The 24,776-nt window shown below is 44.0% G+C and carries 25 protein-coding genes and 1 pseudogene; 7 read left to right on the plus strand and 19 right to left on the minus strand.

Annotated features, from left to right (window positions below):
* The first annotated feature begins 251 nt into the window (after nt 1-251).
* Nucleotides 252-1,613 (plus strand): hypothetical protein, encoded by a 1,362-nt coding sequence (locus HQN88_RS05975; protein WP_274320734.1) that lies wholly within the window; start codon nt 252-254, stop codon nt 1,611-1,613.
* 37 nt (nt 1,614-1,650) lie between these two features.
* Here HQN88_RS05975 and HQN88_RS05980 read toward each other — a convergent pair whose 3' ends face one another.
* The 4 genes from HQN88_RS05980 to HQN88_RS05995 form a co-directional block, all read right to left on the minus strand.
* Complete coding sequence (locus HQN88_RS05980; RefSeq protein ID WP_246320096.1) at nt 1,651-2,079, minus strand: DUF4362 domain-containing protein; 429 nt, start codon at nt 2,077-2,079, stop codon at nt 1,651-1,653.
* A gap of 114 nt (nt 2,080-2,193) precedes the next feature.
* Nucleotides 2,194-2,649, minus strand: a complete 456-nt coding sequence (locus tag HQN88_RS05985) for a hypothetical protein (RefSeq protein ID WP_173109312.1) — start codon at nt 2,647-2,649, stop codon at nt 2,194-2,196.
* Nucleotides 2,636-3,433: a hypothetical protein gene (locus HQN88_RS05990; protein ID WP_173109313.1), complete on the minus strand. Its 798-nt coding sequence runs from the start codon at nt 3,431-3,433 to the stop codon at nt 2,636-2,638. The genes HQN88_RS05985 and HQN88_RS05990 overlap by 14 nt, the downstream gene beginning before the upstream one ends.
* 16 nt (nt 3,434-3,449) lie before the next feature.
* Nucleotides 3,450-3,953 (minus strand): hypothetical protein, encoded by a 504-nt coding sequence (locus tag HQN88_RS05995; protein WP_173109314.1) that lies wholly within the window; start codon nt 3,951-3,953, stop codon nt 3,450-3,452.
* Between the two features lie 654 nt (nt 3,954-4,607).
* Between HQN88_RS05995 and HQN88_RS06000 the strand changes: the two genes are divergently transcribed.
* Nucleotides 4,608-5,138, plus strand: coding sequence for an inosine/xanthosine triphosphatase (locus HQN88_RS06000; RefSeq protein WP_173109315.1), 531 nt, complete (start codon nt 4,608-4,610; stop codon nt 5,136-5,138).
* An 80-nt stretch (nt 5,139-5,218) separates the two neighbouring features.
* Here HQN88_RS06000 and HQN88_RS06005 read toward each other — a convergent pair whose 3' ends face one another.
* The 5 genes from HQN88_RS06005 to HQN88_RS06025 all read right to left on the minus strand — a co-directional run bounded on the left by HQN88_RS06005 (nt 5,219) and on the right by HQN88_RS06025 (nt 8,533).
* Nucleotides 5,219-6,199, minus strand: coding sequence for a glycerophosphodiester phosphodiesterase family protein (locus HQN88_RS06005; protein ID WP_173109316.1), 981 nt, complete (start codon nt 6,197-6,199; stop codon nt 5,219-5,221).
* The gene (locus HQN88_RS06010) at nt 6,196-6,627 is read right to left on the minus strand and encodes a hypothetical protein (protein ID WP_173109317.1); all 432 of its coding nucleotides are present in this window, start codon (nt 6,625-6,627) and stop codon (nt 6,196-6,198) included. Before HQN88_RS06010 ends, HQN88_RS06005 begins: the two co-directional genes overlap by 4 nt.
* 356 nt (nt 6,628-6,983) lie before the next feature.
* Complete coding sequence (locus HQN88_RS06015; RefSeq protein ID WP_173109318.1) at nt 6,984-7,328, minus strand: zinc ribbon domain-containing protein YjdM; 345 nt, start codon at nt 7,326-7,328, stop codon at nt 6,984-6,986.
* Nucleotides 7,329-7,403: 75 nt separating this feature from the next.
* A complete protein-coding gene (locus HQN88_RS06020; RefSeq protein WP_173109319.1) occupies nt 7,404-8,003 on the minus strand; it encodes a DUF2238 domain-containing protein in 600 nt (199 codons plus the stop codon).
* 167 nt (nt 8,004-8,170) lie between these two features.
* On the minus strand, nt 8,171-8,533 hold the full coding sequence (locus HQN88_RS06025; protein WP_173109320.1) for a c-type cytochrome: 363 nt from the start codon (nt 8,531-8,533) through the stop codon (nt 8,171-8,173).
* Between the two features lie 175 nt (nt 8,534-8,708).
* Between HQN88_RS06025 and HQN88_RS06030 the strand changes: the two genes are divergently transcribed.
* The 4 genes from HQN88_RS06030 to tatA are packed head-to-tail and all read left to right on the plus strand — an operon-like array spanning nt 8,709 to nt 12,240.
* Nucleotides 8,709-9,485 (plus strand): gluconate 2-dehydrogenase subunit 3 family protein, encoded by a 777-nt coding sequence (locus HQN88_RS06030; protein ID WP_173109321.1) that lies wholly within the window; start codon nt 8,709-8,711, stop codon nt 9,483-9,485.
* Nucleotides 9,486-9,517: 32 nt separating this feature from the next.
* Nucleotides 9,518-11,239, plus strand: a complete 1,722-nt coding sequence (locus HQN88_RS06035) for a GMC family oxidoreductase (RefSeq protein WP_173109322.1) — start codon at nt 9,518-9,520, stop codon at nt 11,237-11,239.
* Between the two features lie 39 nt (nt 11,240-11,278).
* Nucleotides 11,279-12,019 carry a twin-arginine translocase subunit TatC gene (gene tatC / locus HQN88_RS06040; protein ID WP_173109323.1) on the plus strand — a complete coding sequence of 247 codons (741 nt, stop codon included), beginning with the start codon at nt 11,279-11,281 and terminating at the stop codon, nt 12,017-12,019.
* A gap of 20 nt (nt 12,020-12,039) precedes the next feature.
* The gene (tatA, locus tag HQN88_RS06045; RefSeq protein ID WP_171630607.1) at nt 12,040-12,240 is read left to right on the plus strand and encodes a twin-arginine translocase TatA/TatE family subunit; all 201 of its coding nucleotides are present in this window, start codon (nt 12,040-12,042) and stop codon (nt 12,238-12,240) included.
* A 67-nt stretch (nt 12,241-12,307) separates the two neighbouring features.
* Here tatA and HQN88_RS06050 read toward each other — a convergent pair whose 3' ends face one another.
* The 8 genes and pseudogenes from HQN88_RS06050 to HQN88_RS37290 all read right to left on the minus strand — a co-directional run.
* Nucleotides 12,308-13,285, minus strand: coding sequence for an aldose 1-epimerase (locus HQN88_RS06050; protein WP_173109324.1), 978 nt, complete (start codon nt 13,283-13,285; stop codon nt 12,308-12,310).
* Nucleotides 13,286-13,309: 24 nt separating this feature from the next.
* Complete coding sequence (locus HQN88_RS06055) at nt 13,310-14,329, minus strand: LacI family DNA-binding transcriptional regulator (protein WP_173109325.1); 1,020 nt, start codon at nt 14,327-14,329, stop codon at nt 13,310-13,312.
* A 108-nt stretch (nt 14,330-14,437) separates the two neighbouring features.
* A complete protein-coding gene (locus tag HQN88_RS06060) occupies nt 14,438-14,755 on the minus strand; it encodes a MocE family 2Fe-2S type ferredoxin (RefSeq protein ID WP_173109326.1) in 318 nt (105 codons plus the stop codon).
* A complete protein-coding gene (locus HQN88_RS06065; protein WP_173109327.1) occupies nt 14,752-15,855 on the minus strand; it encodes a fatty acid desaturase family protein in 1,104 nt (367 codons plus the stop codon). Before HQN88_RS06065 ends, HQN88_RS06060 begins: the two co-directional genes overlap by 4 nt.
* Nucleotides 15,856-16,111: 256 nt before the next feature.
* Nucleotides 16,112-16,990, minus strand: a complete 879-nt coding sequence (locus HQN88_RS06070) for an RNA polymerase sigma-70 factor (RefSeq protein ID WP_173109328.1) — start codon at nt 16,988-16,990, stop codon at nt 16,112-16,114.
* A gap of 42 nt (nt 16,991-17,032) precedes the next feature.
* Nucleotides 17,033-17,383 (minus strand): VOC family protein, encoded by a 351-nt coding sequence (locus HQN88_RS06075; RefSeq protein WP_173109329.1) that lies wholly within the window; start codon nt 17,381-17,383, stop codon nt 17,033-17,035.
* A 15-nt stretch (nt 17,384-17,398) separates the two neighbouring features.
* Entirely contained in the window at nt 17,399-18,109 is a 711-nt protein-coding gene (locus tag HQN88_RS06080) for a class I SAM-dependent methyltransferase (protein ID WP_173109511.1), read from the minus strand.
* Between the two features lie 57 nt (nt 18,110-18,166).
* Nucleotides 18,167-18,631 (minus strand): annotated as a pseudogene (locus HQN88_RS37290) (GNAT family N-acetyltransferase); the annotation flags it as partial.
* Nucleotides 18,632-18,717: 86 nt separating this feature from the next.
* Here HQN88_RS37290 and HQN88_RS06085 point away from each other — a divergent pair.
* The gene (locus HQN88_RS06085) at nt 18,718-19,515 is read left to right on the plus strand and encodes a histidine phosphatase family protein (protein ID WP_246320056.1); all 798 of its coding nucleotides are present in this window, start codon (nt 18,718-18,720) and stop codon (nt 19,513-19,515) included.
* 79 nt (nt 19,516-19,594) lie between these two features.
* Here the strand turns inward: HQN88_RS06085 and HQN88_RS06090 are convergent, their stop codons facing one another.
* Both HQN88_RS06090 and HQN88_RS06095 read right to left on the minus strand, forming a co-directional pair.
* The gene (locus tag HQN88_RS06090; RefSeq protein ID WP_173109330.1) at nt 19,595-21,766 is read right to left on the minus strand and encodes a Sip1-related alpha-galactosidase; all 2,172 of its coding nucleotides are present in this window, start codon (nt 21,764-21,766) and stop codon (nt 19,595-19,597) included.
* Nucleotides 21,767-21,881: 115 nt separating this feature from the next.
* Nucleotides 21,882-24,773 carry a golvesin C-terminal-like domain-containing protein gene (locus tag HQN88_RS06095; protein ID WP_173109331.1) on the minus strand — a complete coding sequence of 964 codons (2,892 nt, stop codon included), beginning with the start codon at nt 24,771-24,773 and terminating at the stop codon, nt 21,882-21,884.
* Nucleotides 24,774-24,776 lie beyond the last annotated feature (3 nt).

Raw genomic sequence — 24,776 nt, forward strand, 5'->3', positions numbered from 1 at the left:
TAATGGATCTCACCGATTGTAACATGGGTTCTCAGTGAGATCATGACTCAAAATTTACCAGCTGAAATAAGATCTGGATACTTCCACCTTCAAACATACAACTTTTCCCATCAACCTGCGTCTAATCAGTAGCAATACTAACTTAGAAAAGGGTGATTATTTTGAAAAAATTTGCCATAAAATGCTCGTTGGTCATACTCGGATTGATGTGCTGGTTGTTGGCGCTACTTCCCATGGAGGCTTCCGCAAGTGTGTCTGTGAAGGCGTCTCTGCCCTATTTTTCAATTCAAATTAATGGACAAAACATGGATATCGCTCACAGCAAATACCCGTTTTTATTATATAAAGACATCACTTACTTACCCATGACGTGGAATAATTTCCAAACGCTAGGCATTGAATACAACTGGAGCGAGTCCGATGGATTACAAATTTGGTCAAATCGAAACTTCCCTCCGCCGATTCATCAGACTCCACTAGAACAGGATCTTACAACCAAAAGTAATGCAAGTAGTTACTTTGTCCAAGTTTCCGATGTGCCCATCACGATAAATCAAATAGAAATCAATAATAAAACAGAGCCCTACCCTTTTCTAACGTATCAAGATGTAACTTATATGCCGCTCACTTGGCGATTCATTCATGATCTGCTTCAAATTGACATCCAATGGAGTGATGAGGAAGGACTATCGCTAGTTGGCGGGCAAAATGCCATATATGCCATCATCGGCGACGATGATAGTTCGTTATATTTCTACTCCCTGCTTTCCGCGGACCCTGCAAAATCCATGCTTAAGATGGATAAAAGCAACTATCAGATCGAATGGAAAGACAATAAAGAACAAGATCAATTCATTAAAGGCCTTTCTGCGTCTCCACACTCATTAGCTGGTCAACCAATAGAGTTGGTGCGTAAAGATCGCGATTTATACTATGGTAATGTAAAAGTATATACACTAACAGACTCCGATGTATGGGAATCGGGAGCCTGGGGAGCGCCTGTCCATACGTACACAGCATTTCCAGCAGGTGATCAACGGATCATCTTGTCCATTAATTTAACCTTGCCTATTGCTGCTATTGGTCCAAATTATGGTACGACCTATACGTTTCTTATTCAAAAAGGGACCGTGACGCGACTCCTTGACTTCAATCAAAAGATTGATCGTGTCATCCCCAACCCTGATGGTACTGTATGGATTGCCTCTGACAAATTACCTAGTCGAAAGGACTTTATTCCAGGCAGTGCTCGCGTTGGGTTGCTAAAGCAAGATGGTACTGTTCAGATGGTAAATGAAAAGCTTCATGAATTGGATGTCTTGGCTTTAGGTATAACTAATCTTTCCTTGCCTAATCCTGCAGCCAGTGATGGAAGTCTTTATATCGTACTTCGTGGTATTTCGAATAAGGATTATGCTGTGCAAGATACGGCTGGACTGTATACGCTGAATACGAAATTAGAAACAAAACGTTTATCCGATTATGTTTTCGGCGACTATTATTTGGATAAGAATAGAAACGTTTTCATTAAGCATCGCAACAATACGATTGAGAACTTATCGACAGGTGAAATGCGAACGTGGTTTGATTATGAATTAGCTGCAATGAAATAAGCATACACATGTATATGAGAAAAGAGGCTATTAGATATCAATCTAGTAGCCTCCTTCTTTGAAAACTAAACGTTTGCCCAATCGAGGCATCTAGACAACCTTCCAATGTGTACGAGATACCCGATTCAACTTTCGCTGAACTAATACCTGTACATTCTGTTTTCAGGCGTTTGCCATCCCCATGTTTATCCTCTTTATTATTAAACACATAAGAAATCTTATCTTTATTGGAAGCCAGATCATAATAAACGGGATCCCCTTCTATTGTCATTTGCGTAACCCGAATTTGACTCTCCACATGGCCTTCCATGTTTTTCAAAAATTGATCGAATCGATCACCATTGATGATTCTTCCGTGAATATTGATGACTTCTCCTCTCGCAGTCGCTTTATCGACGTCGTATTTCTCATCTGCACATGCGCTTAACAAGAGTACACTTCCTAGTAAAACAATGCTTCGTTTCATCACCTTCATGCCCCCTAACCGTTCCTTCTACCTATTTGACGTTAGGAAAATTGGAAATGTTGTACAATTACACAAAAAAAGCTTGATGTCTCAAGCTTGAAAGTGGTACCTATTTTAAATTTTACCTACAGATAGCGCTTGGTATTCCCACAACACATGCTGCACCTCTTGAACTCGTCCCTCATGGCATTGAATAATGACAGCTAACTCGGGTAATCGCTCTTTTTTCCGAATAACATGTTTAAGCAGCTTAATTTGTATGAACCGTGTAACGCAATACCCAATAATAAATCCACAAATTGCCGCTATAATTCCCCAAATAATAGGGCCCCAATACAGAATGAAGCCGACACTAATCCCTATGACAGTTAAAGCCGTAGACGATGCCATGCCGACCTCAAATGCCAACGTTTTCTTATTCGGATTGGAATTGTAATTATGATCGGGTATTTCCATATAGTTATCCATCATGATCGTCATGATTTCGTTACGAGGCAGACCCATGTTCTCCAGCACGGCAAGGGCTTCTTCCACCTCGATCGAATGCTCAAAAGTACTAATAATCAACATGCGTGGCATTCTCCTTTTCAAACAGCTGGATTGGAAAATGAGGGTACTTTTCTGTTAAATACTGCTTCTGCTCGATACGAAAAAGTCTGTTATGATCAATTGCCGTCATATATGCGTCATAGATGGCACCAGCGATTACGGAAGGCATAAACAATAGCCAATGCGGGTCTAAAAGTGCTGTTGATTTGGACAATTTGCCTAGTATCAGATATAAGGCCGCCTCATGTGATCGTGACATAGTCATATAAATAAACCACCAGAAAACTCCGTAGAATCCTAATGCGAGTCGATTGTTATATAGTTGGCCTAATCCTGGAAAAACGAAGGAACAAACCATAGCAGCTCCCGGTCTCTTCATACTTATATTCGTAATTGTCCAAGGTTTAATAAGATTGGAAGTTATTCTTGCTCCCTCCAGCTTAGCCAGATGATATTGCTTATTTGCATCAATCGCTTTGATATAACTATCCCAAATTGTGAATAAATAGACGATCGCATAGGCAAATGCCCATCTTGGTTCGATCACTTGTGCAGCCAATTCGGATTGCCCACTGAAGGAATAATAGATCGCCTCATTGATTCTAGCAAGTGAATTGATAGTAACTTCCCAAGCTGACAGCAGAAATCCACGAATAAATTGATGAAGCAGGAAATGACCGAATCCTGGAAAGGAAGCTGACCACCACAGTATAATCTTCGGATCTTGCCACCGCAGGCTGCTTAAACCGTCAATACTTAATAAAGCTTGATGTCTCCGTGGGGGCTGGGCTTGTAAAGAGCTCAAGTTCGATTGATTCTCCTTAATGAATGGTTTTTTGATCAATCCAATGCTGTTTCAACTTTGTAAATACAAGAACGCACAGCGTCTGCACGATGAGATACACGCAAAAGGAATAACTTAATTTCCAGTGTCGATACTGAAAAACATCAAAATAAACATTCAAATATTCATAGGCTGTTCCTATTAATGAACAACCTAAAATAAAGACAGGAATCATAAACCCACGAATACGGAACCTGTTGTAGTAATAGGCAAAGAAATAACCAAAGACGGGATATAAACACCAAGTTAAGATATCGGCGAAATCAAAATACGGATAAATATTCGTGTTATAGAGGTCGAACGGTGGTACGGCAAGTGTCGTATCCAAACTCTTGGCAGTATCAAGGCTAAATAGCATCATGATGATACTCACGGTTTTTGGCATGTTACTTGGCAGGAACCACATGAAACCATAACTGAGAACGAGGCAGACCATAGTAAATAACGTATTCCGTTGTATTAACACATCAAGGTGACTCAAATGGAATACCTTCCTTTCGCATAACCGTACGGTACAACATTAGGGCAATCCCTATACAAATAAGGAGCAAGATACTTTCCAAGTACGACCAAGATGGTTTCCACTGCGACGAGTACTGCACAATTCCTAAATAGTGATTACAAGTTTTTAGCACCATGAGCATGATTGAAAAAATGATGATATAGACAAGTTTATGCAACAAACTACGCTTTTTTACACACTGGTCCATGGCCCAAATGACAAAAATCGGAGTTATAATCTGCTGATTTACGATTCTTAGGATGATATCAGGCAACCTTTGTGAAGGAATCAGTAAATGATAATTTAAAGTAATAATCATAAAGTAGACATCATGCAAAAAAACTACAATTAACCAACAGAAGATCGTCTCGAACAATTGTAGCCTTCGTTTTATAACGAAAAAGGTGATGATGGTAAGGATATACCATGTAATAAGTAGAATATTTCCCATGCTTGCACCACCATTGTCCCCTTCTTCAACATGTGTTTTTAACAAATATGCCCAACTTTGCACACATTTAAAACTAGGAGGAAGAAGCACAACTCGCCACCAATCTTAATAAAAATGAAAACATGATATACTAGAACAAAATAATGTCATTGATCCACACTAGGGAAGTTAGGTGATAACCTATGTTTGAGAAAGAAGTAAGATTCGCATTAGGCACGAGCAATCAAGCAAAGCGAGCCGCGGTGGAGGCGGCTACGGGGATAGAACCGATTTGTCACGCTGTTCCTTCTGGTGTATCTGACCAGCCAATGACAGAAGATGAAACGATTCTTGGTGCGATCACGCGGGCCAAAAATGTACGTATAGCCGTGCCAGAAGCAGACTTTGGTCTTGGACTCGAAGGAGGGCTCACCTATGATAGCGTCCATACGAAGCAATGGTATCTGTTCTCTGTTTGTGCCGCTTGGGATGGCACTCAGCTTTACGTCGGCAAAGGGCTTTATTTCCCAATCCCCCATGAGATTGGCGAGAAGTTATTACAAGGCGGGACTGAGCTGCGTCATATCATTGATGAACTGAGCAGTACAATCGGGAGTAATCACAAGGAAGGCGCTTATGGTTTATTTACAAATGGTCGAATTACACGAAGTGATGTATTTCGTGATGCGGTCATTGCAGCGCTGACCCCCTTTCAATCCACATTCTATAAGTAACAAAATGATACCGAATAAGAAGACAAATAAAGAAGGCAACCTACTTGTAGATTTTTCTACTAGCAGGTGCCTTCTTTGTTTCACTTATATAGAGGTGCAATAAGATCAATCCGATTCGTCCATATTCCTCCAGTATACGATGCAGGAAGCCGTTCCAAATCCGTTGGCGTATCAAACCCAGTTGAAAACTCCGTGCCATTTCCACCAACTACGATCACTCTCGTATCCACTTGATCCATTCGGTTTAGAAACTTATTCGGCCATCCCCAGAGCAGCGGTGCCAATTTATCAGGAATATGAATCTGTATATGTTCACATGAGGCAGGTATAATGCCTGTCCATCCATAAGCAAGGTACGGGAGCAAGCAGCTCTTCATCGAATCGACAGAAATGACGCGCATATCTGGCATATTTTCCTTCACAATAGATACAGGTAAATTACCGCCATATATGGTCAACTGGCTCCTCCGTTCCGGGGAAAGCTTAGCCAATATATCTACCAACAAGTTACCTTCACGGGGATCATTGGTTTTAATATGAATGAGGAGCATTTTGTCCGAAAATTGTGTGAGCACTTCTTGTAACGAGGGCATCAATCCAATGCCTTTCCCTCGAAATGGATATGATTTCCCATTGTCAGCCGTGTAACCATAGCCAATATCCACCTTTTTCAGTTCAGCCATGGTGTAGTCTTTCGATTGCCCTTTGACATTCGTCCGACAGTCTAGCGTCCAATCATGAAATACGGCAAACTGATCATCTTTGGTTATATGAATATCGAATTCAACCTCATCCGCACCAGCGTCAAATGCAGCTTGCATGGAAGGAATCGTATTCTCCAAATACGGATGTTCCGGCTCAAAGATTCGTTCCGCCGTACACGTATCGTTCTTCAAGTCCTCCGTGTGGAACGTTTGCGAGAGTCCGCGGTGGGCCATCAGAAACGGATCCCCGCGCCGTTCTTTGGCAAGCAATGATGTGTTATTCACGTAGATGAAGACAATGAGAATGAGCAGAGCCCAAACAAATTTACTTTTGACAAGCTTTCGTAATCGTTTCATAATTCCTCCATTTTGATCCTGTCTGCTCCAGAGCCTTCCTCAAGTTCATCATCCAAACTGTGGATTGCTAGCAAAGCATTCGTCCTTTTAGCGACCAGTAATTCGACTGATTGACCGCTACGAAATTGTTCATATTCTGTTGCTTTTACACGCAACTTCATTAATTTTCCATTTGGTTTTCGAATATGAATCCGATATTCTTCGATAAATTCAACCTTAGCTGCTATTTTCTCGGCGTCATTTTGGAAGAGATCTATACTAATAATGACCCCTAGGATGAGAAAAACACCAAGACAAAAACTAAAAATAACAACAAAGCTAATAGGGCGATGGTCTCCTATATTAATGATGAGTTGTACTAAGGATAAGAAGAAAAAAACGCCAACAGTAGCAATCTGAGATTTTAATGATCGTTCGTATAGTTTCACAGTTATCCCCTCCATAACTAAGGTATTCGCGAAAAGCTTCCTATTCCCTTTGCTTGATGGGAAGCAATCCATACAAAAAGCCCGCAAGCGCTTCATCAGCACCAGCGGGCAATCTTCACATATAAACGTTAGCGAGCTTTCCTTTTTCGTTTATGAAATACAAACCACGCCACTCCGATCGTCCCTGCCGCGAGCACTGCGCTAAACAATAGAATGTAACTAAGGTGAAATAGTTGCAACGGATCTCCTCCTCTGTTGATCACCCTTATCTTTCCTTCTCCATTTAGGATGAGTCTCACGAAGGCAAACTATCCCCTATACATAGAAAAAGACCCGCGCATCGCACGGATCCCCTCTTAAATCTTTTTAACAAACTCCGACTTTAATTTCATTGCTCCGAAATCATCGATTTTACAATCAATATCATGATCGCCATCGACTAGGCGAATATTTTTCACTTTAGTACCAATTTTGATAACGGATGAAGTCCCTTTAACTTTCAAATCTTTGATGACCGTAACTGAATCACCATCTTTTAGCACATTACCATTCGCGTCTTTGATCACTTTCTGATCATCGCCGTTCTCATCTTCGCTTACTGATGACGACCACTCATGCGCGCATTCTGGGCACACCAGTAAATCGCCATCTTCATACGTATAGGCAGATTCGCATTTCGGGCATTTCGGCAACTCTTCCATGATGTTAATTCCTCCATTCAATAGTGCTAATAGTGCCACAAACTAGGAGAAATGACAAGGCACGGGCAGCTAATATTATTTGATATCCACCAACGGTAGAGCCCGTTTCCTCGCCTTCACAGCCAAATAACAAGCCGTCACAATCGCCCCTGATGTTCCACAAATGATGTCTGTCATCGTATCGAGCAGGCTTCCATTCTGTGAATTTAGCCCAAAGAGATGGTCCGTCGCGAACTCATAAATCTCCCAAACTCCCGCCATCGCGATCGAAAAGAACAAACAAAGCCACACCGCAACATGCGATGAAGGGTGTTCTGCCCCCTCTTGATGATTCGAAGCTTTGCTATAAATCAATAAACCGATGAAGCAAAGGATCACGCCTGAGAATAGATGCTCTATTTTATCCAAATAAGGGATGACACCATAATAGCCGAATTCATTCGCAAGGAACATCGTGACGAAGATAAATAACAGCACACAGAAACGAAGCGAGGTGAACATGGTCGTCTTCGTCCATTTAACAAGAAGTCGAATGAGTTGAAGTACAGCCACAATGAGCACCGCTTGGAACATTTTCGCCCCGTTGCCTTTAACTAGAAAGTAAACAAAGCAACCTCCTGCCAGTACATACATCGCCAACTCAAAGAGATCATTCCACCGATCTTTGCCCTTCATCTGGTTCATCTCCCTATTACATCATGATCAAAAGGAAGCAACTTTTTCCGGAATATTTCAAACGACTTCATTATCTTATGCCTATAATGGCACAAAATGAATGGCTGGATCGCTGCAAAAGAAAAATCCCGCCTTGCGTGATCAGCGAAGGGCGGGTTCATTCCTGACTATTTTTTGTCTGCAAGCCATGTCGATAACGAATTAATTTCATCATCGGATAGCTTTCCTTTAAAAGCAGGCATTGCACCCTTCCCGTTCGCGATAATCGCGGTGAGTTGTTCTTTCGAGTGCTTTCCGCCAACCTTCTGAAGATTCGGCCCGACTAAGCCCTCCAGATTGGCACCATGACAGCTGACACAATTGGCTTTAAATACCGTCTGCGCATCAGCCTTGGTGGTTGTTCCAGTACTTGCTGATGCTGTTGGTGCTGTTGATGTGCCTGCACTTGGACTAGGTGTCGTTTCACTCTTTCCGCATGCCGATAAGGCTCCAGCAAGCAAAAGGGTGAGTAATACAATCTTTCTGTTCATGAGTATGCTTCTCCTCACATTCCTAGATTCAAAACATGGTTAGAAAACGGAAACCTACCAATACATTACCCACGTTTCCATATTTTCATGCAAATCATGCATAGGAAATACGCTTACAGCTCAACATATCCATAACTACCCAGAAGTACATAAAATTCCATGGAGGTATGACAAGTTGGCTGACAAAAACACGCATAATCATACGCCTGATCACTCACGTCGCCGTTTTCTCAAGTACACCGGAACTGCCATAGGTGGCGTGGTGGTTGGTGGCGTCATTGGAAGCGCAGTTTCGGGAGGGTTTAAGAAAGATGCAACCCAAACCTCTCCCTCACCTTCAACAAGTCCTAAACCACAAGTCACAGCTGATTATAATCAAGCGCCGATGTTCTTCAATCAATCCCAACTGCAGATCGCCGAAGCCGCAGCTGAGCGTATTTTCCCTAAAGACGATAGCGGACCTGGAGCTGCAGAGCTTGGCGCTGCCTTCTACATTGACCATCAGCTTGCCAGTCCATGGGGTGTGAATGCCCGTACCTATCGGATGGGACCGTTTGTGAAAGGTGAAGTCACACAAGGGGATTACCTCAGCATTCAACGCCATGAACTCATTACAATGGGGCTTAATAGCCTTGAAGAAACGGCCAAGACCAAGTATACGAAAGGCTTCGTAGATATTACACCTGAAGAACAAGATGCGATTCTAGCCTCCATGGAAAAAGGTGAAATCAGTGTCGTAAATGGGATTACAGGTAAAACCTTTTTCAATCAATTTCGCGTACTCGTTATGGAAGGCGTCTACTCTGATCCCTTATACGGCGGGAATAAGAATATGGCTGGATGGAAAATGCGGAAGTATCCTGGCAACCAGATGACCTATACGAATATGATCGACAAAGATCAATTCGTTGCCATGGAGCCACGCAGTTTGCACGATCATTTCGTTCATTAAGGAACTTATCTCACGAAGGAAGGAATACATTGATGGCTACTAAAATGCCGAAAGTACCCGTTGTCATTGTGGGCATGGGATGGGTTGGGGGAATTATCGCAGCAGAATTAACGAAGCAAGGTGTCAAAGTTGTTGGGTTGGAGCGTGGAAAGCCGCGCAGCACAGCAGATTACTATATGGTGCATGATGAGCTGCGTTATGCTTCTCGTTATGATCTCATGCAGGATTTATCCAAAGAAACGGTCACATTCCGCAATACGGAGAAGATGGCGGCAGTGCCGATGCGTGAGTACGGCTCCTTCCTGCTGGGAGAAGGCCTAGGCGGTGCAAGCGTGCATTGGAATGGACAAACCTATCGTTTTCTCCCGTACGACTTCGAGATTTACAGTAAAACGGTTGAACGCTACGGGAAGCAAAAAATCCCTGAAGGGATGTCTATCCAGGATTGGGGCATCACGTATGACACGTTAGAGCCTTATTTTGATAAATTCGAGAAATTGGCTGGCATTTCGGGTGATGCCGAGCAGAATCCACTAGTTGGCAAGCGTTCAGCTCCTTTTCCTACCAAACCGATGGTGAAAACACCCGTCCTGAAATTGTTCGAGGATGCGACCAAAAAGCTCGGGTATCATCCGTATATGATGCCTTCAGCAAACTTATCGGAGCAGTATACGAACCCAGATGGCATTACACGTGCTGCCTGCCAATATTGCGGTTATTGTGAGCGCTTTGGTTGTGAATACGGTGCAAAAGCAGATGTGATCGTGACAGCACTCCCCATTGCGCAGAAATCAGGTAATTTCGAGCTTCGCTCTTACTCCAATGTGATTCAGGTGCTGAATGATGGCAAAAAAGCAAGTGGCGTTGTTTACGTAAATACAGTCACAGGAGAGCAATTCGAGCAGCCTGCGGATGTCGTCATCATGGCTAGCTATGTATTTAACAACGTTAAGCTTCTCCTCACTTCCAAATTGGGTAAACCTTACGATCCTGCTACAGGTAAAGGGGTTATCGGTAAAAATTACTGTTACCAAACGAACGGCGGAAATGCAACAGGCTTCTTCGATGAAAAACAGTTCAATTTATACGCCGGGGCTGGTTCCCTCGGCATGGAAATTCCTGATTTCAACGGGGATAATTTTGACCATACGAATCTGAATTTCATCCATGGTGCTGGTATTCGGATTTCCCAAACCGGCCAACGTCCGATTGCAAATAACTCCGTTCCCAAAGGCACACCAGCCTGGGGGAAAGATTTTAAGCAAAAGTCACTGAAATATGCGAACAGTGTTTTGTCTGTCTCACCGCAGGGTAGCAGCATGCCATGGCAACATCATTATGTGGATTTGGATCCGACTTATAAGGATGCCTATGGGTTGCCACTGCCTCGGATTACCTTCGATTTTGAAGAGCAGGATCGACAAATGATCAAATTCGTTGCTGGTAAAGCGGCAGAAATTATGAAAGAAATGAACCCATCGACCATCGGGTCATCGGATACGTTAGCAGCGTACAATATCGTTCCGTATCAATCGACCCACAATACTGGCGGTGTAATCATGGGGGCAGACCCCTCCACCTCCGCGGTTAACTCGTATTTGCAAATGTGGGATGCTGAAAATGTGTTCGTCGTAGGCGCATCGGCGTTCGCTCATAACAGTGGTTATAATCCAACAGGTACGGTTGGCGCTCTGGCTTATCGCGCTGTGGACGGCATTGCGAAATATTTGAAACAAGGTGGAAGTGTCGTTTAATGTGGGCAGCCACAGGTTTCATGATGAAGGAGGAATGACATGGAGCAAGAAGATTGGATCTTACATTTGACAGAAGTTCGCAAGCGATTGCTCATCGTGTTCGCCTGGTTCATCGTCACGCTGTGTGTAGGCTTGTACCTCTCGTCTGATATCCTTCTGTATTTGAAGTCACAGCCATTGATCGGAGAAATCAAATGGAATGTGTTTTCGTTCACGGATGGGCTGATGATTTATATGAAATGCGCGTTTCTATTCGCCGCTTTATTTACGGTGCCTGTCGTTCTCTACCAAGCGTGGGTATTCGTGAAGCCAGGGCTTACTGAAACCGAATCTAGGAACGCGCTTCCTTACATACCCGTCGCTTTTGCGCTATTCATCATCGGGGTGTCGTTCAGTTATTGGGTCGTATTCCCCATGATGATGCGTTTTATGATCCGAATGAATCAATCGATTGGCGCCGTTGAGACGTATGGGATTGATCGATATTTTGCATTCCTGTTTCAAATTGTCATTCCGATGGCAATCGCATTTGAGCTGCCTGTGGTTCTCCTGTTTTTAACAAAAATAGGGCTCTTAACGCCTCAGATTCTGAAAATGTCCAGGAAATACGCCTATATCGCGCTCACCATCACCGGCTCGTGCATCTCGCCGCCTGATATGATTTCACACCTGTCGGTCACTGTACCATTAATTCTCCTGTTTGAAATCAGTGTATTGGTTGCAGGCTGGCAATGGCGAGCTATGCAGCGTGTTGCGAAATTGAACCTAATTGAAGAATAAAAGAAAAGAGGATGAACACCATGTTCAACAATATTGGAGTATCAGGATTAATCTTAATCCTAGCCATCGCTTTAATTGTCTTCGGACCTTCCAAGCTGCCGCAGCTAGGTCGTGCATTCGGCGATACCCTTCGTGAGTTCCGCAACTCAACCCGGAATATCATGGAGGAAGGCGAACATGACCATTTAATCGAAAATGAAGGTAAAAAGCCACCTCTATAAGGAACCGGCTACATGTGAAAAGGAGCCTTTCACTTGGTGAAAGAGCTCCTTTTTTTTACGTTACAACCTAAATCTTCTCCAACCAGATTTCTGTCGATAATTGAATCACTTCTTGCGCTTCAATTCCCCTTGCTCCTGTCAGCTCAGGCGGATAAGGGAGATTAAACGCATCCGTCACATATGTGTAAGGTTCAATTGAGAATGCATCTGTCCAATCTGGTTTAAATAAGACGACGAACGGAAATTTCGGATCAATCTGATAGGCAATGCGATAACCGGCTTCCTTCATATCAAAGCGGCACGTTCGATCTCCGTTCAGCGTCAACAAGGAGCAACCTAGCTTAGGATAGGTGTCCAGAGGTATACCTTGGGACAATCTTTCGCAGAATGCGGTATCTCCGGGATACCCTTTCACGAAAGCCAAGTTGGTGACTGGCCATTCTTCAGCTGCTGGAACGGTCAAGTAACAACCCTCCCCCGCGGGTGGTGTCGCAAAATACGGATGCAACCCCAGAGCAAAGGGTGCCACCTCTCCACCTTTATTTTCAACGGTTAGCTGGGTCTTCAAATGACCGTCAAACACGTTATGTCTCACCGTAAAAAGCAGCGGATGAGGAAAATAAGCCATAATCTCTGGGTGCTCCGCAAAGTCGAATTGACAGCTTACGTACGCCCCCTTCTCATCAGAAGCGCCGACATCTACTACTTTCCAAGCTTTATGTGACATTTCACCGTGCAAATGATGATGAGGCGGCTCATTGAGCGGAAGCCGGTAATGCCTACCACCAAATGTAAACGTCCCTTCCAGAATGCGATTCGGTGGAAATAAAATAGGCGTCCCATACATGGTATGTGCACTTGTCTGTTCGATAAAGACCTGCAAACTGTTTGGTGGTACAATGATAGGAATCTCCTTGTACGAATAGGAAAGTAAATTAGCGCCAAAGTCAGGGGTTATCATCGCGCTTCCATTCTCATGAGTATCCACGAGTTCAAACAACGTATAACCCAACTCCTGAACCTTGTTCACAACATATCGATTCATTGTACAGCACCCTTTCAGTTCTAGTTAGAGGCTCTCCGCGATCATAATACTCGTATCGGTATACTGAAGTTCATGGTCAGGTTTCTTCCCATTGAATATAAGATCGTACAATATTCGCAGGGAGCGGTAACCTTGCTGAATCGGATTTTGCATAATAGTAAAATCAATCAAACCCTCTCGCAATCCTTGCTCAACTTCAGGCATCAAATCATTGCACACGATCCGGATCTGACCACCCTTTCCTACCAATTTCACCGCATCGATACATGCCCCTGCATGACCTGTTGCCATATATATGCCATCCAAATCAGGATACATCTTCAGTGACTCATTCAGCTTGCGAAAAGTATCTTCGTAGCGATCATATCCTTCAATGACATCAACAATCTCAATTTCACTCTGGATTAATTTCTCTTTAAAATACCGAACACGCATGCGATGCGCATGGAATTTCATATTGGCTACAATGACTAACACCTTGGCTTTGCCTGTGAACATACGGGTCATCAATCCTGCAGCAATTTCTCCGCTTTTTCCCAGATCCTGACCCACGAAACAGCTCCGCTTCGAGTTCTCCACATCAGAATTAAACGTAACGACTGGAATGCCTTGTTCAATCGCTCGATCTATGCTTGCTCGATTAGCCTCATCATCAATAGCTGAGAATAGAATGCCGCTTGCACCGTTCGCAATCAGCGTATGAATGGCTCTCGCACCCTCATCTGGCAGTTGATTATTGATATACGCATACTCTAAGCAAATGCCAAGCCCTTTCAACTCATCCTCTGCAGCATGAATCCCCTTGCGGATGTCATCAAAGAATGAAATATCTTTCGGGGGCATTACGATACCTATTTGAATCGGTTTTCTATTGTAAGCGAGCGCCTTTGCAGCCACATTGGGCACATACTGCAGCCTATCTGCAATCGCAAGAATACGTTCCCTAATTTCAGGTTTTACACCTGATCTTCCATTCAGCACACGATCAACGGTGCCTCTGGACACACCAGCTTGCTGGGCAATTTCTCTAATTGTGACACTCATAGGGTTCTCCATTCACAAGGAATTGTGCGCGGGCACGTAACAAGTATGATTGAAATGAAGTTCAATATCAAGTCCGCGGCATTCGTACCTCATGTTTTCTCTTCCCCACTATACCAATTGCATAAACACCTTGCCTGATTCAACCTTCGTTGCATAGGTTTTGAGCTTGATACAGACGGGAACTCGCTTCGCCTCTCCTGTTGTGATATCGAATCGACCGTTATGCTTCGGACATTCAATGAGATTTCCCATGACAAGTCCCTTCGATAGATGAATTTTTTCATGTGTACAATAGCCGTCTGAAGCGAAAAATTGTCCCTGAGCGTTTCGATAAATAGCGAACGTTGCTTCGCCATGATCAAATCGAATAACATCCTCCTCTTCTAATTCACTAGCAGCACAGACTTCAATCCATTCGTTCGTCATATGTGTTGTCTCCTTATTGTAGATTGTTCCTCTTCGCGGTTACCGCCATAATAATAAGGTTGAGCCGTTACGGGTAACGGTTTCACCACCACATAAGAGGGGTTATTTTTTTGTAACCGCAGCGCTGTAATAACCTCTTTCAGTGCCGCCCATAAGCTCGTGCGTGGGGCCGGGCAATCCCCCTTCATCTCTTGATGCAGTCTAGGCAAGGCATGGTAGGGTACCATGGGATACATATGATGCTCGGTATGATAGTTCATGTTCCAGTACAAAAATCGAAAGATCGGATTCATATGAATCGTACGTGTATTCAAACGGTGATCTAGTACATCTTCATAAAGTCCAAGGTGCTGTGTCATTCCAAAAAGAAGTACAAACAAGTTGCCATAGAAAGATGGCAAGACAATAAACATGGCGGGAAGCAGGCTTCCCATATATAGACATGCCGCCGTGGTGGCAACGATGATCAGCATGTAGATGCGAGCTTCACGAAATACTTTTGGAAACTCGGAAGCTGGAATATAATCCTTCTCCTGTATTTCCAATCGACCTATCGTGTGCAGCACAAATCGCTTAATCTCGATGGGTCCGCCATATAAATGAAAAATCTGCATGAGAATGATTTTCCAGATCGGTGGTCTCTCCATCAGAATTTCTGGGTCTCTGCCAACAATAATGGTATCCGTATGATGCCGTGCATGGCTCCAACGCCATGGTGTAGCTGAACGTAGTACGAAGAATGATGCAATCTGATACACCACATCGTTCATCCAAGGCGTCTTAAATGCTGTACCATGCCCGCATTCATGCCACCTCGAATCGCCTGGAGAAGCATAGATCACACCATAAACGAAAAATGCCGGCACAGCCCACCAAGTTCCCCATGATAAATACGCCAGATAACCAAATATCAGCAAGGCACCAAACCAGATTATGGTGTCCCGTATCGCAGGTCCATCCTTGCGTTTCATTAATTCTTTCATTTTTGTGCGGGGAATGGGGCTAGCATACCACTCTGCACTTGCTAAACCGCGTTCTTGCGCTCTAATGCTTTCCTGGCCGGTGATACTGTAATCTCTTTTCTGAACAACAATGGCCACATTAACGCCTCCTTTTTGGTTGGAACTGATTGGATTTTAATTCGTTCGTGCTCGGGCACGAAAATGTCCAAAAAATAAAGCCACCATGGCTTTGTACGATTTGCCTTTGCTTGTTGCTCCACCTCGTGCTCGGGCACAACTTTATTTTAAAACATCCTTCTCTACATTTCAAGTAGAAAAAAGCCATGATTGGGGAATCCCCTCTCATGACTCTAATCAAAATCCTTGCCAACATGATCGAACAAACCTTGTGACCTTACAGTTCAGAATAAATGTGATGTAATTTATCTGGATTTCGGATGACATAGAGATGGTTGGATTGTTGCCGACTCGCCGCAAGCTCAAACAGGACAACCATCAAAGGAGATTGATCCTTAACTAGAATCAACCCGGATTGTCCATTGAACGTCACAGTCAACCACTCTCCCTCCAACGCTCCTTTGGGTTGAACACCTTCGAAGAAAGCAGCGATGCGCTCTTTTCCATAGATCGGATGAATGGGAGCACTTGCCTTCCCGCCCCCATCTGAGACCATAACAGCATCTTCCATAAGTAGTTGTACGAAATCTTGGAAATCCCCCGTACCCACTGCGTGAAGAAACTTCTTGACCAGAGGTTCTGTTTCTCCCAATGAACGCTCATCTTCTTCATCTGATGAATCATTGATTTTACTCTTGGCGCGGCTATAAATTTTGCGGCAATTCGCTTCCGTTTTATGAAGCATGTCCGCAATTTCTTCATAATCATAACCGAGCACTTCTCTAAGCACGAAGACCGCACGCTCTACAGCTGACAGCTCTTGCAGCATTACTAGAAACGCATATGAAATCGTTTCATCCTGAACAAGTCTTCCCATCGGATCTTCGCGGGATGACGTCACTTGAGGCTCTGGAAGCCAAGTGCCTATGTAGGTTTCTCTTTGCTTACTAGCTGAATTCAAGTAATTCAAGCACCGATTCGTGACCATTTTGACTAAATACGATTTCAAATTCGTTACATGTCCGGTGTCTGTCTTCTGCAGTGTAATAAACATGTCTTGCAACATATCTTCTGCATCGGATACAGAGCCTAACATGCGGTACGCAACTGAGAATAAAAGCTGTTTATATGTCAGATAGACCGTTTCCAACTCCATTAGATGAAGCTCCTTTCCCCTTTGTAGTGTAACCGCAGGGAGCTAACACATACATATCATAAGTAAATTCCCATCGGGATCCTTAAAATTAAACCAGTGTCCATGCTCTATGCCTGTTACCAGCTCGACATTCTTTTCCTTCATATAGGCATAGGAGGCCTGAATATCTTTCGTATTGAGATGAAACACGGGTACCTTATAAATATGATCTTCAGCGAAAATCTTACTATCAAGCACGATGCTTGTCCCTTTCATTGGCAACACATACAAATGCCCGTGATGAATCTCTCCATCATTGGTGATACCTAACAGATCACAATACCAATCACGTGATTTGACAATGTCTCTAACAGGGATAAAGACGGTACCAATCTCGTTTTGAATGGGGTTCATAAAAGGAGGCTCCTCTTATTTTTTTCTTGCAACATACGTTAGACAATCTGTCTTCAGTAGGATCTGTCTACCATTGCGTTCTATGTTGAATGTCAATTTATTTAATGTTGTTAATAAAATGTCCCAACCTACATATTGTTCGTTCAATATTTCATATAAGTGTTCTGTCGTCAGATTAAGTTCAATGAGAGGTACTAATTCCTCCCCAGTTAACTTATCGATCTCTTGCAGATTCGAATTTACGATCAAACAATTAACCCCATTCACTTTTGTGCCTTGGGCCATGTTAGTCAGAACACGTTTGAAGGATTGCTCAGAGTCAACATGCTCGAGGGAAGAAACAGCAACGATGTAATCAAAGGTATTCAAAGGAATGTCATACTCCCCAATGTCGGAGAGGTGCGTTTCAATTTGACCACTAATACCGAATTGTTCACTGTATACCAGCAACTTGGTTAAGGCGGATTGCATAATGTCCACGCAAAGCACTTTACCCTCCCTGTGTTTCAGCGATTGTGCAATGGGTATACTATTTCGCCCAACTCCACTACCCAAATCCAGAACGTTTACTTTATCATAACCGTCGAAATAAGATAAAGTATCCATAACCGTTTTCACTGGTTTTGATAACCATGAGCCTTCTTCAAACAACTTGTAGTTTTCGTAACAGGCCTCATGATATTTTCTTTCTTCTTCTCTAATCTTCGTAATCCGCGAGTACGCCATCAACCAACAATCTCGCAGCTCTCCCTCGTGCATCTCCCGTGCAGGCAGTTCTTTCACTTTTGTAAATCCACATCGTTCATAGCAGCTAATCGCTCGAATATTCCACTGTTGCGGATCCATGACTACGCGGTCTGCCTTATGGACATTCATCAAATACTCCAGCATCGATCTTACTAGCTGTTTCCCAATCCCTTTATCCCAATAAGCTGTTTCACCTATGAATTGGTCTGTCCCATAGATCCTCTCAGTTGAATCCGAATAACCGTAAGCGAGACGTTCTTCTTCCTCTATCTCATAAAATTGAATATAGCCGATCGGCTGGTTCTCATATTCGATAAGGCACCTGACCACAGAATCTTCTTCTTGATAAAAATGTTCATCCACCAAATGCGCATCGTGGGGGCAATCGCGGCCTCCATAATAAGTTAATACCAAGGGGTCATTCAGCCAGGAAACCAGCAGATTCTTGTCACTTTGTTCAAGTTCTCGAATCGTTAACCTATCTGTTTGGTAAACTAACATAACGAATCTCCTTTCCAATTCTTGCTATCTATGACTTCGACATTCGACTTCCATATTCTTTTTTTATTCAAAAAGGAAGTTTGTTTTTGCACAATCGTGAATTTTCGCAAGCTATTGCGATGCTTTTCAAAGCCGCCTATACTACATTTATACAGAAGAGTGAATTGGAGGCCGTTATGAAAATTTATATCATTCGACATGCTGAACCGGACTATCCCAATAACACAATTACACCGCCTGGACATCTTGAAGCGCAAGCCTTAGCAACAAGACTTTCTGGAACGAAAATCGATCGAATCTACCATTCCCCTCTTGGCAGAGCGATTCACACGATGCAGTACACCGCTGATGCGATGGGCATTAAGCCCACTTTATTACCATGGACGGCTGAACTAGAGGGTTGGAACTTCCAGAACCCTTCGGGTAAAACCGAAGTTATTTGGAATGCTGACAACTCGTGGATTCGTGAGCAACGTCCGTTTCCTTCCAGCGAGAACTGGCATCAACTGCCACCTTATGACAATCCTGCTTTTCATGACAAATATGAGGAAATTCGTCTCAACTCAGATCGTTTCTTTCAGGAAAACGGCTATCAACGTGAAGGAGGACGTTATCGCATTGTCGAGCCCAACCGTGATACCATCGCTGTGTTCTGCCATCTCGGCTTTGGTTTAGCTTGGCTGTCTCACCTCCTAGAGCTTCCCTTACCGATGGTATGGGCTGGGTTTTGGATTGCACCTAGCTCGGTTACAACGGTCGTCATGGAGGAACGTGCACATGGTTGGGCTGCTCCGCGATGCTACGGTGTTGGAGATGTCGGACATATCTATCAAGCAGGACTCCCCCTCAGCCGTGCTGGTCTGGTTGCCGACAATATTGACTAAAAAAACACAAAAAAGGCTGTCTGAAAGCAGATATTTTCTACTTGTCGAACAGCCTTTTCATATAAAGCGTGACGTAATATCAGCGCCAACTTATTTCAATCACTACTTCCTGCTGGAAGTGGTCACACACAATTTCAAATACGTCATTTCCTATCGAAATAATTGGCTGCTCTTCCCCATTGGCCAGCACTTGGGTTGGTATTCCATGCATGTGAAAAGCAAATCTGCCCCCCTCCCGAAGTCGAATGATCTCACTTCCGTCCTTGCTCCATTGATTCATGATCGCATGCGGGGAGGCATATTTATTAATCAAACCTAATGGCGTTACTTTACCTTTGACCTCGACGAGTAGAAACAACTTACACGACTCTGGCTGCATGTTAAAAGAGTAACTTTCCCCCGCTTCCAGTACCTTGCACGCTTGCGAGAAATGTTCGTAGAGAACAACACGTTTATCCGTAAACGATGGGATATCTGAAGCTGATAAGCTACTTTCCAACGTTATACTTTCCTCCCCAATATGAAATGCGGCAATCAGGCCAGCTTCACCAGCATAATTCCATATTTTTAGCGGAATTGCATCACGGGTCGGATCTTTGGTCAAACAATCCCTCGTAGGAAGAGCAGTTCGTACACATCGTATTAACTTTCCATCGTTATATATCAATGGCAGGAGCAATAAAGGATTGGTTTGACCCAACGGATCACTGATATAGACAGGTCCCCCACTAATTGCCCGAAGCACAGCATTCTGCTGATCATCATGATTGATGGTCCAGAACATATCCCAATCTCCCCAGTAGAAGGAACCATGATAGTAGGAATTGTAAGCGTTCTGCAATGCATGCTCACGAAAACCACTCTGACTTTTCGGCATAAAATCATCACTATTGCGCGACACCGCAGATTTCGGACGATGCCAAATGTTTTCTGCCGCCATTCCCATACAGTTGATCATCGTAGAATTGAAATGCAGCGCTACCGAGGCTTCTATGGCTTGATGAGCAGCCGAGGCCGAAGCGCCGACAGAACGTTCAAATTGCAGGAAGTTATTAATCGCAGCTTGGCTGTCAACTTTGACGAAATCTACTCCTTGGCGTTCAAGATAACCATGCCAGGCGTGCCAGAAGCCGAAGCCTAAGGCTGGATCAGGATAAGGAATAAGACTGCCGTCTGCTGTTTGGTACAGGTAATTCCCAAGTGACTTCGCTAGTGTACTCTCCGGATGGATTCCTCCCCAATACCCGACGATCGTATGCCAGACACCGACCCACTTTACACCATACTGTTCTTTAAGCATGGATACCGTATGTGCGAGTCCCTCTGGAAATTTGTCGCTATTAGCATCGAAACCCTGCAGCTTCCCGTCCGTAATTGTGGACCAGCCGTCATCTATCATCATCCAACGAACAGGCAGACCTAGATCATTGAACTCCTTAGCTTTGGCCACTACCCCTTGCTCATCCACCTTTTGATAAAAGGCATCCCAGCTACACCACCCCAAGTAATCCAGAACTTCTGGATACGTTTTGCGCTCACGTGGAAGGACTGGATAATTCAGCTCCTTCAAAGCAGTATCAGTTGTTCGATCTGCCAATGTGTATGGATCGTCACCCATGCCAAGCACGAACGCAAGTGCGTCTTCACGCTGTAAACCTCCTTGAAAGGATGACAGGATCACAGAAAAGCCCTGTCCATCTGTCCCACCCCCACCTTTAAGATCGGTTCGGCACATCGGCCCACTCACAGGCAGCAGGTGGTAGTAAGTTGAATCCGACTGCCATAGCAGGGATATGGTATGCGTTGGAAGCTTTATCAAATCTGGATCGAAATGTGGCCGAGTCCACCAGTCGTTATGTTGGTAATTCGCCAGTAAACTGTGAATGCCCTCAATCTCATCCACTGTAATAGCAATACTCTCTTTAGCCGCAAATGATTTCCTTCGCATGAAGGGATTCTCACAAGCAATCTTGCCTTCTACGAATCCAAGAACGACATCACCGTAGTTCCTCAGTTTTAAAGCCACAGATACGACAGTATCGTTATGAAAGTGTAACGTAAATTCATCATAAGTCCCTAGGTTGTTGACACCATTTATCTGATCACTGGATTGATAGAGTAATTTCTTAGGTGCTTCACCCTCCAGAGATACGGTTATGCCCAAGCCTTTCAACACTGGTTTGTCAGAAGTCACTTCTAATACTTCCCGAAGAGCAGCTATGAATAATGTCGTATCCTTATACCTAAACATCGTTGTTCACATCCTGATTTTTTTTCCATAATTGTTAGTATTAATCAATCCCATTAATTGTTGAATGGCGTAGGCAGAGGTTTACTCTTCGCCCTGCCTACGCCATTCCGATTCCTTATTGTAATATCGCTAAATCAGTTAAAGCTGTCATATCCGTGAGATTATCCCAAATAAATGCTTTAAGCGAATACCCTTCCACTCGTTCCGGCGTCGTAATCGACACGGTTAGCGTATTATTATCGTATTTGTTCAATACGACCTCCTGACTCTTGGTTTCCACAATACCGGCTGGTCCATGTAAGACGACAATTAACGTTGCGTTCAGATGCTTTTCGGATGAATTAATGATTCTGGAAGATACCGTAATCGTACCTGCTTTCATAGCGGTTAGTTCCTGACCATTAGCATCCGTGAACGTTGGTGTCTCTACTGCCAGCTTCGGCCCGACAATCAACTCAACTGAATTGCTGTCTAGGAACCGGCCGTTATAGCTGAATTTGGCGTGAAAGTGAGTCACACCATTGGAAATGCCACTAACAATGCCACCGTTGATCGTTGCAACCGTCGGATCGTCAACGATATAAGACAGCTCCGCAGAATCCGTAGGCAGTTCTACCATCTGCCCTTCGCTGTCAGTACCTGTCACGGAGAATCTCGTCGTTTCGCCTTCACGTAATTGCAGCTTCGTAGTGAACAGCTGAATGCGCGCGATATCTTCCAAGCCGAAGCCATCCAGATAAACGAGTTTAATCGCGTCAGCGACAACCTCGCCGCTTGCTGCATCACTCAACTGAACGAAGCCCGAAGTACCTGCACTAAAACTATGAATACCGAGCTGGTTCCAGGTTCCCCCTCTAACCGGTCTTTGATCGGCCGTATAGGTTTTGGATCCTGTTGAAGAAGTCACTGTGTACTTCGCATTCCCCGCTCTCGATGAACCTCCGTCCGGCAGATAGTAATACACCGCATAAAATCCGGGAATCGTAACTTGTGGTGTCCATTTGACGGAGTTCGTTCCCGAACCTGCTGCAATCTTCACAAAGTTGTTATTATAGGAATTGGTTCCTGTTGCAGCCGTCCATGTACCGACCTTAACAGCCTGTGTATCATCGATGATAACAGATTTTCGCGTTTTTACGGCAATGTTTGCGCTTGGCTCGGACGCATTCCAATTCCTGTCTTTGGCTACCACGTAGAGATTGTAGTCCGTATCTGGCGTGAGACCTGTTACCGTAGCTTCATTGCTGGCGATCACAGAGGTGAGCAGTTGATTGTTCGCTGCATTATAAATTTCCGCATCCAGTTCCACACCATTTTCAGAAGCCGCCCATGTCAAGGTGACGGTCGAGTCCTGGTAATCTTTCACTGCCACCGCAGTTGGTTTCACCGGAGCAATCGTATCATTAATGGCTGTAGATGAATCTTCGAACGCCCCGATATCTGGCGATCCCCGGTAAATCGGATTGTTCCAGAAATCTCTTCCCCCGTTGTTAGCGACGACAGTACCCGCTCCAATCAACGGCGAATCCGGCTTTAACTTATAACCGTCCACCGTATTGTAACCATCCACACCTTTACCGGGATCTACGAAGCCAGGATCGCCGACAACGTTATTCTTCCCTTGTGCTGGTGCTGCCTTGCCGTAAAATGCGTTGGACAGAAATTTAGGACCCGTCGGATACGTTTCTGTGACGGGAGATGGCCCAGTTACATAAAAAACGTTGTTCATATACGTTGCATTCGGATTATTTTTCATTTGAAACCCGATGCCAAGATCATTATAGAAAACGTTGTTGTAATAGATTCCCGGGTCGTTGATATTCATCGTATAGCTATGCCATCCGTCACGCTTATCGTTCTGACTGATGTTGTAGCGGAGGATGTTGATGCCGCCTTTCAACTGCCCCATATCCATGAAGAAACCGCCTGCATTGTCATGGGTGTAATTGTATTGGAAAATATGGTCGCCTCGCGTGGCCAGATCCGTATCGAAAGCTGCAGAATCCGAATCGGCTTTAATCTCCGCACGTGTACGCCCTACTTCGTTAAATTGCACGAGCGCCCGGTCGGTTCTCCATACCCAGATACCGGCAATCCATTTGATTCCAGGGGCATAAGCACCTGCATCCAAACTGATGTTATGCTCAATCAATGGATTAACTGATACCCCTACAATGATGCCGTCTGCACCCGTATTTGACACTGTGTTACCTTTAATCGTGACATTTCGGTTAAAATACGCGACATCATTGGAGAATGCCGTAATATTAACCCCAATGACCGCCAGATCATGAATATAATTGTTTTCAAGGGTCAAACCGTCAATATATGCTTTGGGCTTGCCTGTTTCGAATTCCCACGCTTCAATTTGGATACCGGCGTTCGCGTTTTTGTTAACGCCTTTATCCTTGCCATCTGTCGTCGTGGTCGTCGCTTCACCTGTCAAATTCATCCCTGTGACATCATGAATATCCATATTACGAATCGTAATATCATTCATAGGTCCATTGTGAAATGATTTAATCCAGATCCCGCTTCTTCTGTAAAAACCCGTTTTGTAGTCATCCGGTGCCGCTGGATTAAAGTTCGTTAACTCCAGATCCTGCAGCGTAATATACTGAATATTTTCCAGATCGATCGCTGCATAAGCCGCATTGGCATTAATGATTGGTGTAGGACCATCCCCATATTTGCCTACAACAATGGGATTCCCCTCTGCCCCGGAGCTTTTCAGCTTCAGAGAGCCTGACCAAGAACCGCCAGATTTGAACAAAATATGATCGCCAGGTTGAAAATTAGTCTTGTTGTTCACCTTTGCTAAGCTCTTCCAAGCTGTCGCTTCACTCGTTCCATTATTACTGTCATTTCCGTTAACGGCATCCATATAGTATGTAACTCCATCAGCATAGGCACGATTAACAGGACCGACAGCTCCCCATGCACTTAGCAGCATAATTGCTGTCATAGCAATGGAAATCATCTGTACAATTTGACGTTTATATTTCATGGT

This window comes from Paenibacillus qinlingensis (assembly GCF_013204845.1).
GTDB classification, from domain to species: domain Bacteria; phylum Bacillota; class Bacilli; order Paenibacillales; family NBRC-103111; genus Paenibacillus_E; species Paenibacillus_E qinlingensis.

What these genes read in the sequence shown, in the direction of transcription:
- HQN88_RS05980 (WP_246320096.1), bottom strand. Translation starts at nt 2,079, where the DNA reads ATGAAACGAAGCATTGTTTTACTAGGAAGTGTACTCTTGTTAAGCGCA.
- HQN88_RS05985 (WP_173109312.1), bottom strand. Translation starts at nt 2,649, where the DNA reads ATGTTGATTATTAGTACTTTTGAGCATTCGATCGAGGTGGAAGAAGCC.
- HQN88_RS06000 (WP_173109315.1), top strand. Translation starts at nt 4,608, where the DNA reads ATGTTTGAGAAAGAAGTAAGATTCGCATTAGGCACGAGCAATCAAGCA.
- HQN88_RS06005 (WP_173109316.1), bottom strand. Translation starts at nt 6,199, where the DNA reads ATGAAACGATTACGAAAGCTTGTCAAAAGTAAATTTGTTTGGGCTCTG.
- HQN88_RS06015 (WP_173109318.1), bottom strand. Translation starts at nt 7,328, where the DNA reads ATGGAAGAGTTGCCGAAATGCCCGAAATGCGAATCTGCCTATACGTAT.
- HQN88_RS06020 (WP_173109319.1), bottom strand. Translation starts at nt 8,003, where the DNA reads ATGAAGGGCAAAGATCGGTGGAATGATCTCTTTGAGTTGGCGATGTAT.
- HQN88_RS06025 (WP_173109320.1), bottom strand. Translation starts at nt 8,533, where the DNA reads ATGAACAGAAAGATTGTATTACTCACCCTTTTGCTTGCTGGAGCCTTA.
- HQN88_RS06035 (WP_173109322.1), top strand. Translation starts at nt 9,518, where the DNA reads ATGGCTACTAAAATGCCGAAAGTACCCGTTGTCATTGTGGGCATGGGA.
- tatC (WP_173109323.1), top strand. Translation starts at nt 11,279, where the DNA reads ATGGAGCAAGAAGATTGGATCTTACATTTGACAGAAGTTCGCAAGCGA.
- tatA (WP_171630607.1), top strand. Translation starts at nt 12,040, where the DNA reads ATGTTCAACAATATTGGAGTATCAGGATTAATCTTAATCCTAGCCATC.
- HQN88_RS06050 (WP_173109324.1), bottom strand. Translation starts at nt 13,285, where the DNA reads ATGAATCGATATGTTGTGAACAAGGTTCAGGAGTTGGGTTATACGTTG.
- HQN88_RS06055 (WP_173109325.1), bottom strand. Translation starts at nt 14,329, where the DNA reads ATGAGTGTCACAATTAGAGAAATTGCCCAGCAAGCTGGTGTGTCCAGA.
- HQN88_RS06060 (WP_173109326.1), bottom strand. Translation starts at nt 14,755, where the DNA reads ATGACGAACGAATGGATTGAAGTCTGTGCTGCTAGTGAATTAGAAGAG.
- HQN88_RS06070 (WP_173109328.1), bottom strand. Translation starts at nt 16,990, where the DNA reads ATGGAGTTGGAAACGGTCTATCTGACATATAAACAGCTTTTATTCTCA.
- HQN88_RS06075 (WP_173109329.1), bottom strand. Translation starts at nt 17,383, where the DNA reads ATGAACCCCATTCAAAACGAGATTGGTACCGTCTTTATCCCTGTTAGA.
- HQN88_RS06080 (WP_173109511.1), bottom strand. Translation starts at nt 18,109, where the DNA reads ATGGCGTACTCGCGGATTACGAAGATTAGAGAAGAAGAAAGAAAATAT.
- HQN88_RS06090 (WP_173109330.1), bottom strand. Translation starts at nt 21,766, where the DNA reads ATGTTTAGGTATAAGGATACGACATTATTCATAGCTGCTCTTCGGGAA.
- HQN88_RS06095 (WP_173109331.1), bottom strand. Translation starts at nt 24,773, where the DNA reads ATGAAATATAAACGTCAAATTGTACAGATGATTTCCATTGCTATGACA.